The following is a 14840-nucleotide window of genomic DNA, read 5'->3' as shown; positions in this document are numbered from 1 at the left end:
ACGCACATGTCATGCCAAGGCGGCAAGGGAGTGAACTCCGTTGTCGGTTACCGATTAATTGCCGCGCTGCGGTGAAAATCGCTTGAATCACATGCACTCATGGTGTGGCTCTATGACACGTACGAGAGCTATCCTTTTACGGTTTTCTCAACTTCCCCACATCGATATCTGCCCATGAATGCGATTCGCGCGGCCGAAAACGGCCAGTTCCAGACGCTCGTTTTCGATGAACTCAAGAAACTCGACTTCCCCGCTGAGCGCCTGAACGAGGCGCGCTTTTTTATCGAGGCCTTCTTTGAACGCATGGCGCAGGCGGATCACGCCCTGCACACCGAGGCCCGGTGGGCCGCCCTGATCGCCGACCTGCTGACCTTTGCCCGCGAGCGTACGCCGGGCAAGGCCAAGGTCCGCGTATATAACCCCGGTGTTTCCGGAACCCGCGCCGTGGTTGAGGTCGTCACCGACGACATGCCGTTCCTGGTCGACACCGTATCGATGGTGGCGGCGGCGCATGCCGACATCCACGCCATCATTCACCCGGTGGTGCCTGTGACTCGCTCGGCCTCGGGCCAGCTCGAGGCCATGGGCGCTGGCGACCACGCCGAATCCGTCATGCGCTTCGAGATCGACCGGATCGACGACACCGAGCTCGATACCGTCAAGGCCAACGTCGAAACCGCGCTGGCCGACGTGCGCGAGGCGGTCACCGACTGGAAAGCGATCCGCGGCAAGATGCAGGACGTGGCCGGGGACCTCGACAAGCGTTCGCTGCCCTACACGGCCGAGGAAATCCGCGAAGCCTCCGAGTTCCTGCGCTGGGTAGCCGATAACCACTTCACCTTCATGGGCTACCGTGAGTACGAGGTGGCCGCCGATGCGGGCGATGAAGTGTTGCGCACGGTCGAAGGCTCTGGCCTGGGCATCCTGCGTGGCGCGGAGCGTTCCCTTGCGCCGCGTTCACTGCGCACCCTGGTAGCTAGCGAGCTGCCGCGCTCGGGCTCGACCGATGCGATCATCCTGACCAAGACCAACGCCCGCTCGCCGATGCACCGCGCTGGTTACATGGATTACATCGGCGTCCTCAAGTTCGATGGCAAGGGCCGCCCGGTGGCTGAGCAGCGCTTCCTTGGCCTGTTCTCGTCCAACGCTTACATGGCCCACCCGCAGCAGGTTCCCCTGGTGCGCGAGAAGTGCGAAGCCGTGATGACCCGCTCGGGCCTGAAGCGCGATTCGCATTCGGGTAAGGCGCTGCGCCACATCCTGGATACGTTGCCGCGTGATGAGCTGTTCCAGTGCAGCACCGACGAGTTGTTCGCGCTGGCGACCGGCCTGCTCGATCTGGCCCAGCGGACGCGCACGCGCCTGTTTATTCGCCGCGACAGCTACGGCCGCTTCTTCTCGTGCCTGGTCTATATCCCGCGTGACCGCTTCAACACCAACGTGCGCGAGCGCGTCGAAGCCGTGCTGCGCGAGGCGTTCCATGGCGAACACGTCGATTCGGCCGTGCTCATGGGCGAAGCGGCGTTGGTACGCCTGCACGTGGTCGTGCGCCCGCGCATCGGCGACCACCCGGTGTACGACGCCGCGGACGTCGAGGCAAAGATCGCCTCGATCGCCCGTAACTGGTACGACGAGCTCCGCGACCAGTTGGTCACGACGGCCGGCGAACAGCAGGGCATCATCCTGGCCAACCGTTACGGCAAGGCGTTGCCGGCCGGCTACGTCGATGAAGTGTCGCCGGCCGTGGCCGCCGCCGATGTGCGCGCGCTCGCCAGCCTCGATGGCCCGGACGCCATCAGCATGTCGTTCTACCACCCGCCGCATCGTCCGGAAGAGCTGCGCTTCAAGGTCTACCGCTCTGGCTCGGACATCGCGCTTTCCGAAGTGCTGCCGCAGCTGGAAAACCTTGGCCTGCGTGTGCTTACCGAGCACATGTACGAGGTGAAGCTGGGTGACGCGGCGCTCTATATCCAGGATTTCGAAGTGCAGCCGGTTGGCCGCCTCGCCTTTGATGTCTCGCAGGTCGGTACGATTTTCGAGGATGCGTTCGAGCAGATCTGGCGCGGCAATGCCGAGAACGATGGCTTCAATCGCCTCGTGCTCGGTGCCAAGCTCAACTGGCGCCAGGTGGCTATCCTGCGCGGCTACTGCAAGTACCTGCTGCAGACCGGCGTGGCCTTCTCCCAGGCCTACATGGAAGATGCCCTGAATCGTTACCCGGCGATCGCCGGTCTGATCATCGAGATGTTCAACGCGCGCTTCGATCCGCGCCGTGAAAGCCTCAATGCCGACCAGCGCAAGCGTGCGGAAGAGCTGCTCTCACACGAGATGCACGCGCTGATGGACCAGGAGACCCTGGCGGCGCATCCGGGCCTGATCGGCAACCTCATCGCCGCGCTGGCCCTGCCGCGCGCAGAGCAGGCGGCCGCGGTCGAGGAAGCGATCAATACGCTGCTCGACAACGTCTCCAGCCTCGACGAAGACCGCATCCTGCGCAGCTTCATCTCGCTGGTGCATGCCACGCTGCGGACCAGCTTCTTCCAGGCCTGGGATGGCGCGTTCCGTGCGTACGTCGCCTTCAAGTTCGATTCGCACAAGGTGCCCGAGCTGGCTAAGCCGGTTCCGTTCCGCGAGATCTTCGTCTACGCCCCGCGCGTGGAAGGCATCCACCTGCGTTTCGGTTCCGTCGCGCGCGGCGGCCTGCGCTGGTCCGATCGCCGCGAGGATTTCCGTACGGAAGTGCTGGGCCTGGTGAAGGCGCAGATGGTGAAGAACACGGTCATCGTGCCGGTCGGCTCGAAGGGCGGCTTCTTCGTGAAGCGTCCTCCGGTAGGGGGCGATCGCGACGCACAGCTGGCCGAGGGCATCGCGTGCTATCGCATGTTCATCAATGGCCTGCTCGACATCACCGATAACCTCGTCGAAGGGAAGGTGGTACCGCCGCACGATGTCGTTCGTCACGACAACGATGACCCGTACCTGGTCGTCGCCGCCGACAAGGGCACGGCCACGTTCTCGGATATCGCCAACGCGATCTCCACCGAGCACGGCTTCTGGCTGGATGATGCGTTCGCGTCGGGTGGTTCGAACGGCTACGACCACAAGGGCATGGGTATCACGGCCAAGGGTGCCTGGGAGTCGGTCAAGCGCCACTTCCGCGCGATGGGTCGTGATAGCCAGACCCAGGATTTCACCACGGTGGGCGTCGGCGACATGTCCGGCGACGTGTTCGGCAACGGCATGCTGCTCTCCGAGCACATCCGCCTGCTGGCCGCGTTCGATCATCGTCATATCTTCCTCGATCCGAACCCGGATGCGGCGAAGAGCTTCGTCGAGCGCCAGCGTATGTTCGCCCTGCCGCGTTCTTCGTGGGACGACTATGAGAAGTCGTTGATCTCGGCGGGTGGCGGCGTGTATCCGCGCAGCGCCAAGTCGATCCCGGTGTCTGCCGAGGCCAAGGCCGTGCTGGGCATTCGCTCGGAAGCCACGCACATGGCGCCGAACGACCTGCTCTCGGCGATCCTCAAGGCGCCGGTCGACCTGCTGTGGAACGGCGGTATCGGTACCTACGTCAAGGCCACCAGCGAAACGCATGCCGACGTGGGTGACCGCGCGAACAACGGCCTGCGCGTCAACGGCAATGAACTGCGTTGCAAGGTCATTGGCGAGGGCGGCAACCTGGGCATGACCCAGAAGGGCCGCATCGAAGCCGCCCAGGCCGGCGTGCTGATGAACACGGACTTCATCGACAACTCCGCTGGCGTGGACACCTCCGATCACGAGGTGAACATCAAGATCCTGCTGAACGATGCCGTGCAGCGTGGCGAGTTAACCTTCGAAGGCCGCAACAAGCAGCTGGCCGAGATGACCGACGAAGTCGGCCGCCTGGTGCTTTGGGACAACTACCGCCAGAATCAGGCAATCACCCTGATGGAACACCAGTCGGTCCGTCGCCTGGGTTCCATGGCGCACTTCATCACGACGCTTGAAGCGGAAGGCCTGCTCGATCGCCAGGTGGAGTCGCTGCCGAGCCAGGTTGAGCTCAGCGAGCGCAAGGCCAAGGGGCAGGGCCTGACCCGTCCGGAACTGTCGGTCCTGCTGTCGTACGACAAGATCCGCCTGTTCCAGCAGTTGCTGGAGTCGGATGTGCCGGAAGATCCGTACCTCTCGCGTGAGCTGGTCCGTTACTTCCCGGTGCCTCTGCACGACAAGTACGCCGAGCACATGCAGCGCCATCGCCTGAAGCGCGAGATCATCGCTACCGCGGTGACGAACTCGACGATTAACCGCATGGGCGCCACCTTCATGATGCGCATGCAGGAGGATACGGGCCACGGCCCGGCCGCTATTGCCAAGGCCTACACGGCCGCACGCGAGATCCTCGATGCACGCGATCTGTGGGCCGAGCTCGAGGCGCTGGATAGCGATCCCCAGGTGGCCGAGGACACGCAGATCGACGCGATCCTGCAGATCTGGTCGCTGCTGCGTCACCTGACCCGCTGGCTGCTCAACCGCCCGGGCGGTTCGCTGGATATCGCGGCCAACGTCGATCGCTACGCCGCCGAAGTGACGACGTTGCGCAAGGCGTTACCCGATGCGCTAACCGATACCGGTCGTGGCGATTTCGCCGCGAGCCAGGAGAAGTGGGAAGGCTTCGGTATCCCTACCGACCTGGCCGTGCGTCTGGCGCGCGTCTCGGTGCTGCGTTCGGCGCTCGACATGGTTGAAGTGTCGAAGCAGAGCGGCAAGGACATCGCCACGGTCGCCAAGGTGTTCTACGAACTGGGTGAAGCGCTCGACCTGGAATGGTTGCGCGGCCAGATCGAAGCCCTGCCGGTCGAAGGGGCATGGCATGCCCAGGCCCGTGGTTCGCTGCTGGATGAGCTCAATGCCCAGCACCGCGCCCTGGCCCTGCAGGTGCTTGCCATCGCCGGCGACCGCACCGACGTGAGCCCGGTGAAGGCCTGGCTGGAACGCGACGATGCCACGCTGAAGTACACCCGCAGCATGCTCGCCGAGATCCTGACCCAGAACGCCGACTACCCGATCGCCTCGGTCGCCGTCCGCCGCCTGGCCCAGCTCGCGCAGATCCCGGTGTAACAAAGCGCGCCGCCCTCCCAAAGGCGGTGCGGCCCCTGTAGGAGCGCGCTTGCGCGCGATCAGCCGGAGCAAGATCCTGCAAAGGTCTCGCTCCGGCCTGTCGCGCGCAAGCGCTCTCCTACAGTTTTTTGGGGCCGTGGGCTAAGCTCCGGGCTGGTCCTTCAAACGCCTACCCATGCGCCTAGCCTTCGTTGCCAGCGAAACCGAAGTCGCCCAGCGTGCCCGCGCGGCGCTCACCAAGCGCTATGGCGGCGTCGAACCCGGAAACGCGGAGATCATCGTGTCCCTCGGCGGCGATGGCTTCATGCTGCGCACGCTGCACGCACACCGGACGCTCGGCATTCCGTTCTACGGGATGAAACTGGGCCGCCTGGGTTTCCTCATGAACAAGCACGAGACGGATGGCCTCGTCGAACGCATTGAGCGTGCCCACCCGGCGGTGCTTCACCCGCTGGAAATGCATAGCATCTGCTGCGACGGCGTCGAACACCGCGCGCTAGCGTTCAATGAGTGCGCCTTGCTGCGCCAGAGTAACCAGGCCGCCCACCTGCAGGTCCGCTTGAACGGTGAGGTCAAGCTCGACGAACTGGTCTGTGACGGCATCCTCGTCGCCACGCCTGCCGGCTCCACTGCCTACAACCTTTCCGCCCACGGCCCGATCCTGCCGCTGGATGCCAACGTGCTGGCGCTCACGCCAATCAGCCCGTTTCGCCCACGTCGTTGGCGCGGCGCCATCCTGCCGCATACGACCAAGGTCGGCTTCGACACCAAAGACCCGAACAAGCGCCCGATCAGCGCCACCGCCGATTTCCATGAAGTCCGCGACGTCCGCACCGTCGACATCCGCCAATCGCGCCGCCACGGCGTGCGCCTCCTGTTCGACCCCGAACACAACCTCCAGCAGCGCATCCTCGACGAACAATTCGCGGGGTAGCCCCGTAGGAGCGCGCTTGCGTGCGATCGCGCGCAAGCGCGCTCCTACACTTCTGTTCTAGGATAGGCGTGCCCACCCCACGGATCGCCCCATGAACGCCCCCGAGGACCTCCCGTCCAGCAACGCCCACGACGAAGCATCCGTGCGCGACAACCGCCTGGTGGTGGCTATCTCCTCGCGCGCGCTCTTCGACATGGGCAATAGCCACGAACTGTTTGAACGCGAAGGCCTCGACGCCTACCGCGCGTTCCAGATCGAACACGAAGACGAGCTGCTGAAGCCTGGTGTGGCTTTCCCGTTGGTACAGAAGCTCCTCGACCTCAACAAACTCTCCGGCGATGTCCCGGCCGTCGAAGTGATCCTCCTGTCGCGCAATTCCGGCGACACGGGCCTGCGCATCTTCAATGCCATCCAGCACTACGGTCTCGGCATCTCCCGCGCGGCCTTCACCAGTGGTGCACCGACCTCCGACTACATCGCCCCGTTCAAGGCTGACCTGTTCCTCTCGGCTAACGCCGAAGACGTGGGCCGCGCATTGCGCGCCGGCGTTGCGGCCGCGACGATTCTTCCGTCCGTCGCGCCCCCGCGCTCCACCGAGCAGCTCCGCGTTGCCTTCGATGGCGATGCCGTGATCTTCGGGGACGAAGGCGAGCGCGTCTCGCGCGAGCAGGGGCTCCAGGCCTTCCATGAGAACGAAACCGCCCTGTGGGCCGAGCCGCTTTCCGGCGGACCGTTTCGCGGCTTCCTCTCAGCGTTGCACCGCCTCCAGGCCGCGTTCCCGGCAGAAACCTCGCCCATACGCACCGCGCTGGTCACCGCGCGCTCCGCACCGGCGCACAAGCGCGTCATCCTCACGCTCCGCCGTTGGGGCGTCCGCATCGACGAAGCCCTGTTCCTCGGAGGCCGCGACAAAGGCCCGTTCCTTGACGCCTTCGGCGCCGACATCTTCTTCGACGACAGCCCGGCCAACGTGGAATCCGCCCGCCGCGTCGTCGCCACCGGCCATGTGCCGCACGGCGTCAGCAATTCCTGAGGTTGACAAACTCCTAAGTATGGAGTCGTCATGGTTCCCGGATGCCTTGCGCCGTTAAATCAGCGATGTCTGACGCAGGTGTCGTCGAAAGCTGATTGAGACGTCAGACGATGTTCGTCCACCGCCACCAGTCGGTCTTCTTCTCTTCCCGCACAAAGGTGAAGAGGCCCGCGCCAAGAATCAGCACGATGCCCACGAGCATCCACCAGTCCAGGTGGTCGTGGAAGATCAGGTAGCCGAACAGGATCGCCCAAAGCATCTGGCTGTACTGCGTCGGTGCCACGCGATTCGCTGGCGCGTGTTGCGTGGCGAGCATGAGCAGCACGGCGCCGGCGGCCGCGAACAAGCCGTAGCCGAGGACCAGGAACCACTGGTGCAGGTCAGGCCATACGAAGTGCGGCAGCATCATGATGAAGCCGGCGATCATCGGGCCGATCACGCCTGCGCCGTACAGCGTGATGCGTTTTTCAGTCGCGCCGGCCATGCGCAGGGCAATGATAGAGAGCGCGCCGGTGATGCCGCAGATGATCGCCGCGACATGGCCGACGCCCAGGTGACGGAACCCGGGGCGCAACACGACAAGCACGCCGAGGAAACCGACCAGCACCGCCGACCAGCGCCGCCAGCCCACATGCTCACGCAGAAAGATCACGGAGAGGATCGTGACGAAGATCGGCAGCAGGAAGATGAGGCAGAACGCCTCGGCCATAGGCAAGGCCGTGAAAGCCATCACGGCGGTCACATTGCCGATGGCGCCGGCCATGGCGCGGAGCAGCCAGAGCCCGGGCAGCTTCGAGATCACCACTTCGCTCCAGCGGTCGCCAGGCTTCTTCAGAAAGGGCAGGGCGGCCAGGGCCAGTACCGCGCCGAAGAACACGGCCTCGTAGGCCGGCAAGGTGCCTTCCAGTGATTTTACGAAGGCATCGCTCCACGCGTAGGCGGCGTAGCAGGCAAAGCCGAGGATGACGCCCTTGAACATGGGGAGGGCCTGGTGGCGGGTAGCGGGCCCATTATGTAATCGATTACGGCTGGGCACACCCTTCGCGGGCGCATGGTTTGGGGGATGGGGCCCGGGGCAAGGGCTATCGCACGCAGGCGCGCTCCTACAAGGGAGGCGGGGCGGTTTGCTGCGGGCCGGCATGACCCGGTCTTCGCACGGGTCTACAATCGTGGGCTTTCCGGCAGCCGCTTACGAGTCCCCGCATGGCCCACCGTCTCGACCCGCTAGATCTGTACGACATCCGTTCGCTGCTCACCGAAGAAGAGCGCATGGTGCAGGACGCCGTTGGGCGCTTTGTCGATGAAAAGGTCCTGCCGATCATCGGCGATGCCTTCGACCAGGCCCGCTTCCCCGCCGAGCTTGTCCCCGAGATCGCCTCGCTGGGCCTGTTGGGCGCCACGCTGCCCGAGGAATACGGCTGCGCCGGCATGAACGGCGTGAGCTACGGCCTGATCTGCCAGGAGCTGGAGCGCGGCGATTCCGGCCTGCGTAGCTTCGCCTCGGTGCAGAGCTCGCTGTGCATGTACCCGATCTTCGCCTACGGCTCGGAAGATCAGAAGCGTGAATACCTGCCGCGCATGGCCGCAGGTGAGGTCATCGGCTGCTTCGGCCTGACCGAACCGCACGGCGGTTCCGATCCGGCCAACATGAAGACCAACGCGCGCCGGGATGGCGGCGACTGGGTCATCAACGGCGCCAAGATGTGGATCACCAACGGCAATCTCGCGCACATCGCCATCGTCTGGGCGCAGACCGAAGACGGCATCCAGGGTTTCATTGTTCCGACGACCACCAAGGGATTCGCGGCGCAGGAAGTACACAAGAAGATGAGCCTGCGTGCCTCGGTCACGTCCGGTCTCTTCTTCGATGACGTGCGGGTGCCGGATAGCGCGCGCCTGCCCAATGTGAAGGGCTTGAAGGGCCCGCTCGGCTGCCTGACCCAGGCCCGTTATGGCATCACCTGGGGCCCGATCGGCGCCGCGCAGGCCTGCCTGAAGGAAGTGCTCGACTACTCCGCGCAGCGCATCCTGTTCGGGCGCCCGCTAGCCGCTAACCAGGCCGTGCAGCTGAAGCTGGCCGACATGGCCCGCCGCATTACCAGCGCACAGCTGATGTCGCTGCAGCTGGGTCGCCTGAAGGACGCTGGCCGCATGCAGCCCACCCAGGTCTCGCTGGCCAAGTGGAACAACGTGCGCATGGCGCTCGACATTGCCCGCGATTGCCGTGACATCCTCGGCGGCGCCGGTATCACCACCGAGCATTCCGCGATCCGCCATGCGCTGAACCTGGAATCGGTCATCACCTACGAAGGCACCGAGACGGTGCACCAGCTGGTGGTCGGCCGTGAGCTCACCGGCATCAATGCGTTCTGATCCCGGCGCCATGCAGGGTCCACGTCTTGAAACCGATCGCCTGATCCTGCGGCCCACCGCGCCGGAAGATTTCGATGCGTGGGCCGTGTGCATGGCCGATCCGGAAGTGAATCGCTTCCTCGGTGGTCCGCAGCCGCGGGCCATCGCTTGGCGCAACTTCATGACCATGGCAGGGTCGTGGAGCATGCTCGGCTTCGGGATGTTCTCGGTGATCGAGCGAGCCACGGGCCGCTGGGTGGGCCGGCTTGGCCCATGGGAACCCGAAGGCTGGCCTGGCCACGAGATCGGTTGGGGCCTGCTGCGCGAGACCTGGGGCAAGGGCTACGCCACGGAAGGTGCTGCGGCTTCCATGGATTGGGCATTCGCGAACCTCGGCTGGAAAGAGGTGGTCCATTCCATCAATCCAGAGAACGTCGCCTCGATCAGCGTAGCGAAGAAACTGGGCTCGACCTTGCTTGGTCCGGGCGTGCTACCCGCACCATTTGAAGGTGACGTGGTCGACCTGTGGGGCCAGACGCGCGAGCAGTGGCTCGCGCGCCGCCGCTGATTTCCTTATCCGCCGGAGCGTCATGTGAGCCAGAGCACTACCGCCATGCCCACCGTCTACGGCCTGCGTACGTCGGGTAATTGCTACAAGGTCCAGTTGCTTCTCGACCTGCTGGGCCGGCCCTATCGCTGGATCGATACCGATAGCTCGCAAGGCGCCACCCGCACACCTGAATTCCTGGCGCTCAACCCGAACGGCAAGGTGCCCCTGCTGGTCTTTGACGACGGCCGCCGTCTCGCCGAATCGAACGCCATCCTTTGTTACCTTGCTGAAGGTACGCCGTACCTGCCTGCAGATGCGTGGGATCGCGCTCGCACATTGCAATGGCTTTTCTTCGAGCAGTACAGCCACGAGCCGTGTATCGCCGTCGCACGCTTCGTCCGCCGCTGGCTGCCAGCCAGCCATGAACGCCAGGCGGAAGTACCAGGCCTGGTCGAGCGCGGCGCCCGTGCGCTCGATGTGATGGAAGATCACCTCGCCCACGCGTCTTACTTCAGCGGTGGCGCGTTCGGCATCGCCGATATCGCGCTATTCGCCTATACGCATTGCGCCGCCGAAGGCGGCTTCGACCTGTCCCGCTGGCCGCGCATCGGTGCCTGGCTGGAGCGCGTAAGCGCCCAGTCCGGGTTCTCGCCGATGGCTGCCTGATCCCCCTCGCAGAGCACACCATGTCCGTCCCGCATACCATTGCCGCCCGCCACAAGGGCTTCAACCGCGCCGAGATCGTCGACCAGAACTTCGTCGAGTTCGTACAGTTCTGGCGGGGCGATGTCGCCCGCCCACCGCGCGACGATGAGCCGGTATTGCCCGGCAGCACGCTCGATGCGCAGGGCTTCCGCGACCTGCTCGAATCACAGCTGATCAGCCGCCACCTCGACTTGATGGCGCGCGTGCTGCGCGTACAGAACAAGGTGTTCTACACGATCGGTTCGTCCGGCCACGAAGGCAATGCCATGGTGGCCCGCGCAACGCGCCACACCGATCCGGCCTTCCTGCATTACCGTAGCGGCGGCTTCATGGCCGAGCGCTTCCGCAAATTGCCCGGCATGGATCCGGTGATGGATTCCGCGCTATCGTTCGCGGCCAGCAGCGAAGATCCGGCGTCGGGTGGCAGGCACAAAGTGTGGGGCAGCAAACCGTTGTGGGTGCTTCCGCAGACCTCGACCATCGCCTCGCACCTTCCGAAGGCACTAGGCACCGCCATCGCGATCGAACAGGGCAAGCGCATCCGCCACGCGCTGCCGATCCCCGATGATTCGATCACGCTGTGTTCGTTTGGCGATGCCTCGTCCAATCACGCCACGGCACAGACGGCCTTCAACGCAGCGGCGTGGACGGCCTATCAGAAGCTCCCCGCGCCCGTGCTGTTCATTTGCGAAGACAACGGCATCGGCATTTCGGTGAAGACCCCGAGCGGCTGGGTGGCCAGCAACTTCGAGCGCCGCTCCAACCTCGACTATTTCTATGCGGATGGTCTTGACCTGGCCGGCGGGTACGCGGGTGTGCAACGTGCGGTCGAGCATTGCCGCAGCACGCGACGCCCCACCTTCCTGCATTTGAACACCACGCGCGTGATGGGCCACGCCGGTACCGATTTCGAGATCGAATGGCGTTCGGTGGAAGAGCTGGTCGCCCTGGAAGCGACCGATCCGCTGCTGCGTAGCGCGACCATCGCGCTGGCCTCGGGCTTGTACGATCGCGAGAGCTTGCTTGGCCTCTACGACAGCATTCGCAAGCGCTGCTTCGAAGCGGCAGAGGAAGCGGACCGTCGACCCAAGATCACCCGCCTCGACGAAGTGATCCGGCCGCTGGCACCCTATACGCCGGCGGCCGTGCGTACCGAGGCAGAGCGTGCGGCCGATCCCGCCGAACGCGAGCGAGTCTTCGGCGGCGCGGATAAGCTGCCGGAAAAGCAACCGCCGCGCCATATGGCCATCCAGATTGGCCAGGCGCTGCACGACGTCATGGCGAAGTACCCGGAGAGCTTGCTTTTTGGCGAGGATGTCGCGCAGAAGGGCGGCGTCTATACCGTGACGAAAGGCCTGCACAAAGCCTTCCGCAATAGCCGTGTCTTCAACACGCTGCTGGACGAAACCATGATCCTGGGCCTGGCCCAGGGCTACGCCAACATGGGGATGCTGCCGCTGCCCGAGATCCAGTACCTCGCGTATTTCCACAACGCGTGCGATCAGATTCGTGGTGAAGCGGCGTCGTTGCAGTTCTTCTCGAACGATCAATACCGCAATCCGATGGTGATGCGTGTTGCTTCACTGGGTTACCAGCGCGGTTTCGGTGGCCACTTCCATAACGATAATTCGATCACCGCGCTGCGCGACATCCCTGGCCTGGTCGTCGGTTGTCCCAGCCGCGGCGATGACGCAGCCACCATGTTGCGTACGTTGACGGCGCTGGCGAAGGTCGACGGCCGCGTTACGGCGTTCCTCGAACCTATCGCGCTCTACATGACCAAGGATCTCTATGAAGCCGGCGACGGCCAGTGGCAGTTCACCTATCCCGCACCGGGCGAGGCGATGCCGCTGGGCGAAGGGCGCGTTTACAACGAGGGCGCGGATGACCTGGTGATCTTCAGCTTTGGCAATGGCATCCCGATGAGCCTGCGTGCGGCTCGCCGGATCGAAGCCGAGCGGGGCTGGAAGGTTCGTGTGGTCGATGTGCGTTGGCTGGTGCCGCTCAACGATGCGTTTATCGCGGCGCAGGCCAAGGGTGCGAAGCGCATCCTCGTGGTCGATGAAGGTCGCAAGAGCGCGGGGGTTGGCGAGGGCGTCATCACCGCCATCGTCGAAGCCGGCCTAGGCGCGACACCGCTCCACCGCGTGGTCGGCACTGACACCTTCACGCCGCTAGCCGGCGCAGCTTTCCTCGTGCTCCCCGGCGACGACGACATCGTCGCCGCCACGGCCCACTTCGCCTAAACCCTGTAGGAGCGCGCTTGCGCGCGATAGGTACTTGCCGCAAGCCCCATCGCGCGCAAGCGCGCTCCTACAGGGTGGTTGAGGCTTTGCTGCGAACCAGGGCCGGGCCGGTCGGGCCTGAGCAGATCACCCGGTTCCGGCCGCCGAGCTTCGCGGCATACATCGCCTGGTCGGCACGCTCGATCAGCGACTGGACGGTATCTACCGGAGTGCGGATGGCGATGCCGATGGATACGGTGAGGGCCTCGTTGCCCCCTACGTGCACATCCAGGCGACTGACACGGCGACATAGGCGCGTTGCGATCTGCACCGCGTTTTCGCGGTCGGCACCCTGCAGCAGCGCCACGAATTCTTCGCCACCGTAGCGGCCCAGGAGGTCGCTCGGTCGCAGCTCGTGACGAAGGGCGCCTGCCACGGCGACCAGCGCGCGATCGCCGGCGGCGTGGCCGTGACGATCGTTCAGCGACTTGAAGTGATCCAGGTCGAGGAAGAGGAGGGCCACCGGGCGTGCCAGGCCTTCCTCAAGTGTTGCCAATGCCCCTTCGGTCCACGCACGACGGTTCAGGACACCGGTGAGCGGATCGGCATCGGCCAGTTGGCGCGCCTTGTCACGGTCGTGCCGGATCGTGAGCGCGCGATCGGACAAGCCGATCGATAACACGATCGCCTCGAACGCGCCGATGGCGATGGCCGCGTCCGGTAGCCACGGCGCGGCGGCGAACATGCCCTGAAGCTGGGCACCACACGCTGCGGTCAACAGCAGCAGCGGTGTCCAGCCGACGAGGAAGAACCAGGCATGGCGCGACCCGCGTGCGGCGGCCACCGCGCCGGCCACCAGCAGGAGCAGGGCGCCGAGCAGCAGCAACGGCTGCAGCAGAAGGTGCGCGGTGCCGACGAGCAACGCTACGCCCGTCATCTGGCACGTGGCGATCACCGGCATGCCGATGGCGAAACCGAGTACGGGTATGCGCAGCAAGGGTACGTATTCATCGACCTTGCAGAAGCGCAGCATGAACAGTGCGGCGAACGAGACCGATAGGGCGGTGGCCGCGGTGCCCAGCGAATCGCCAAGGCCGGCAAGTAGCTGCCATTCCAGCGGATGGAAGACAAAGCCCGACTTCAGGCCCTGGATCAGCGCATAGCAGACCAGGTAAGCCGCGTACCAGCCGAACGTCATATCGCGCAGGATCAGCGTGAAGCACAGGGCCATCAGGGCCATGGTGAGCATGATGGCGAAGCAGGCCGTGGCGAAGACCAGCCAGTTGGCGTCGTCCCGCAGAAAATCCGCCCAGGGATCCAGGCTGATGGTGACCGCGCCGGGCGGCTGGTCGGTCGGTTCGAACTTCAGCAGCAAGGGGTGCGAGGCCGGCACCGTGTCCGGAATCGCGAACATCAACCGGCCATGGCCGTGCAACGGGGGGCCGAAGTCGTCCAGTGAGGTGGTCGCCTTGTCACCCTGCGCGTCGTACAGGCTCACCTTGCCTGCCCCCGGCGTACGGATGCTCAGGACACGCGCTCCGCCCGTCCAGGGCGGCAGGGGGCGGAGGATGACCCACATGCCGGAGTCGCCCGTGCGGAAGATCTGCATGCGCGCAGGGTCGAAGGTGGGCAGGGTTGTAGTCCAGGTCTCGGCGAGGACCTTGGCGGGCTCGTCATCCTGACGGACTTCACGCCAGTTACCGGTGAGCGTGTCGTCGGCGTGCGCCAGGCTGGCAGCCATGAAGAAGACGCAGCAGGCTGCCACCTGAAACAGGCGGACGACCCATGCACGCTGCCCCTGCTTGACCATGCCCGAATCCTGTGAAGACACCGCGGCGCGCCCATGGCACGCAGCCCGGATCCGATGCATTCAAAAGAAAGCGCCGTCTCCCCTCAACAGCGCCGTTATTGTGCCCTGCTGCCGAAAGGGTGTCTTGTCAG

Annotated in this window: 9 protein-coding genes; 7 read left to right on the top strand and 2 right to left on the bottom strand. The window is 64.8% G+C overall.

Translation table 11 applies throughout. The annotated features are described in order from the left end of the window. Window positions 1–174 precede the first annotated feature (174 nt). The 3 genes from VGN46_RS19830 to VGN46_RS19820 all read left to right on the top strand — a co-directional run bounded on the left by VGN46_RS19830 (window position 175) and on the right by VGN46_RS19820 (window position 7067). Window positions 175–5100 carry an NAD-glutamate dehydrogenase gene (locus VGN46_RS19830; RefSeq protein WP_331646465.1) on the top strand — a complete coding sequence of 1642 codons (4926 nt, stop codon included), beginning with the start codon at window positions 175–177 and terminating at the stop codon, window positions 5098–5100. Between the two features lie 175 nt (window positions 5101–5275). Continuing rightward, window positions 5276–6034, top strand: a complete 759-nt coding sequence (locus tag VGN46_RS19825) for an NAD kinase (RefSeq protein ID WP_331646463.1) — start codon at window positions 5276–5278, stop codon at window positions 6032–6034. Between the two features lie 91 nt (window positions 6035–6125). Further along, on the top strand, window positions 6126–7067 hold the full coding sequence (locus VGN46_RS19820; RefSeq protein ID WP_331646461.1) for a 5'-nucleotidase: 942 nt from the start codon (window positions 6126–6128) through the stop codon (window positions 7065–7067). A gap of 103 nt (window positions 7068–7170) precedes the next feature. On the opposite strand, the gene VGN46_RS19815 is transcribed toward VGN46_RS19820, so the two are convergent. Next, a complete protein-coding gene (locus tag VGN46_RS19815; RefSeq protein WP_331646459.1) occupies window positions 7171–8046 on the bottom strand; it encodes a DMT family transporter in 876 nt (291 codons plus the stop codon). A 224-nt stretch (window positions 8047–8270) separates the two neighbouring features. Between VGN46_RS19815 and VGN46_RS19810 the strand changes: the two genes are divergently transcribed. The 4 genes from VGN46_RS19810 to VGN46_RS19795 are packed head-to-tail and all read left to right on the top strand — an operon-like array spanning window position 8271 to window position 12920. Continuing rightward, entirely contained in the window at window positions 8271–9440 is a 1170-nt protein-coding gene (locus VGN46_RS19810) for an acyl-CoA dehydrogenase family protein (RefSeq protein ID WP_331646457.1), read from the top strand. Continuing rightward, on the top strand, window positions 9430–9987 hold the full coding sequence (locus VGN46_RS19805; protein ID WP_331646455.1) for a GNAT family N-acetyltransferase: 558 nt from the start codon (window positions 9430–9432) through the stop codon (window positions 9985–9987). Before VGN46_RS19810 ends, VGN46_RS19805 begins: the two co-directional genes overlap by 11 nt. A 45-nt stretch (window positions 9988–10032) precedes the next feature. Further along, window positions 10033–10635: a glutathione S-transferase family protein gene (locus tag VGN46_RS19800; protein WP_331646622.1), complete on the top strand. Its 603-nt coding sequence runs from the start codon at window positions 10033–10035 to the stop codon at window positions 10633–10635. Between the two features lie 20 nt (window positions 10636–10655). Next, on the top strand, window positions 10656–12920 hold the full coding sequence (locus VGN46_RS19795) for a thiamine pyrophosphate-dependent enzyme (RefSeq protein ID WP_331646453.1): 2265 nt from the start codon (window positions 10656–10658) through the stop codon (window positions 12918–12920). A gap of 67 nt (window positions 12921–12987) precedes the next feature. Here the strand turns inward: VGN46_RS19795 and VGN46_RS19790 are convergent, their stop codons facing one another. Then, window positions 12988–14709, bottom strand: coding sequence for a diguanylate cyclase (locus tag VGN46_RS19790; protein WP_331646451.1), 1722 nt, complete (start codon window positions 14707–14709; stop codon window positions 12988–12990). Between the last annotated feature and the right edge of the window lie 131 nt (window positions 14710–14840).

The sequence above is a fragment of the Luteibacter sp. genome (genome assembly GCF_036500425.1).
Lineage (GTDB): Bacteria > Pseudomonadota > Gammaproteobacteria > Xanthomonadales > Rhodanobacteraceae > Luteibacter.
Note: the sequence above shows the minus strand (reverse complement) of the source record. Positions and strands in the feature narration are given on the sequence as shown.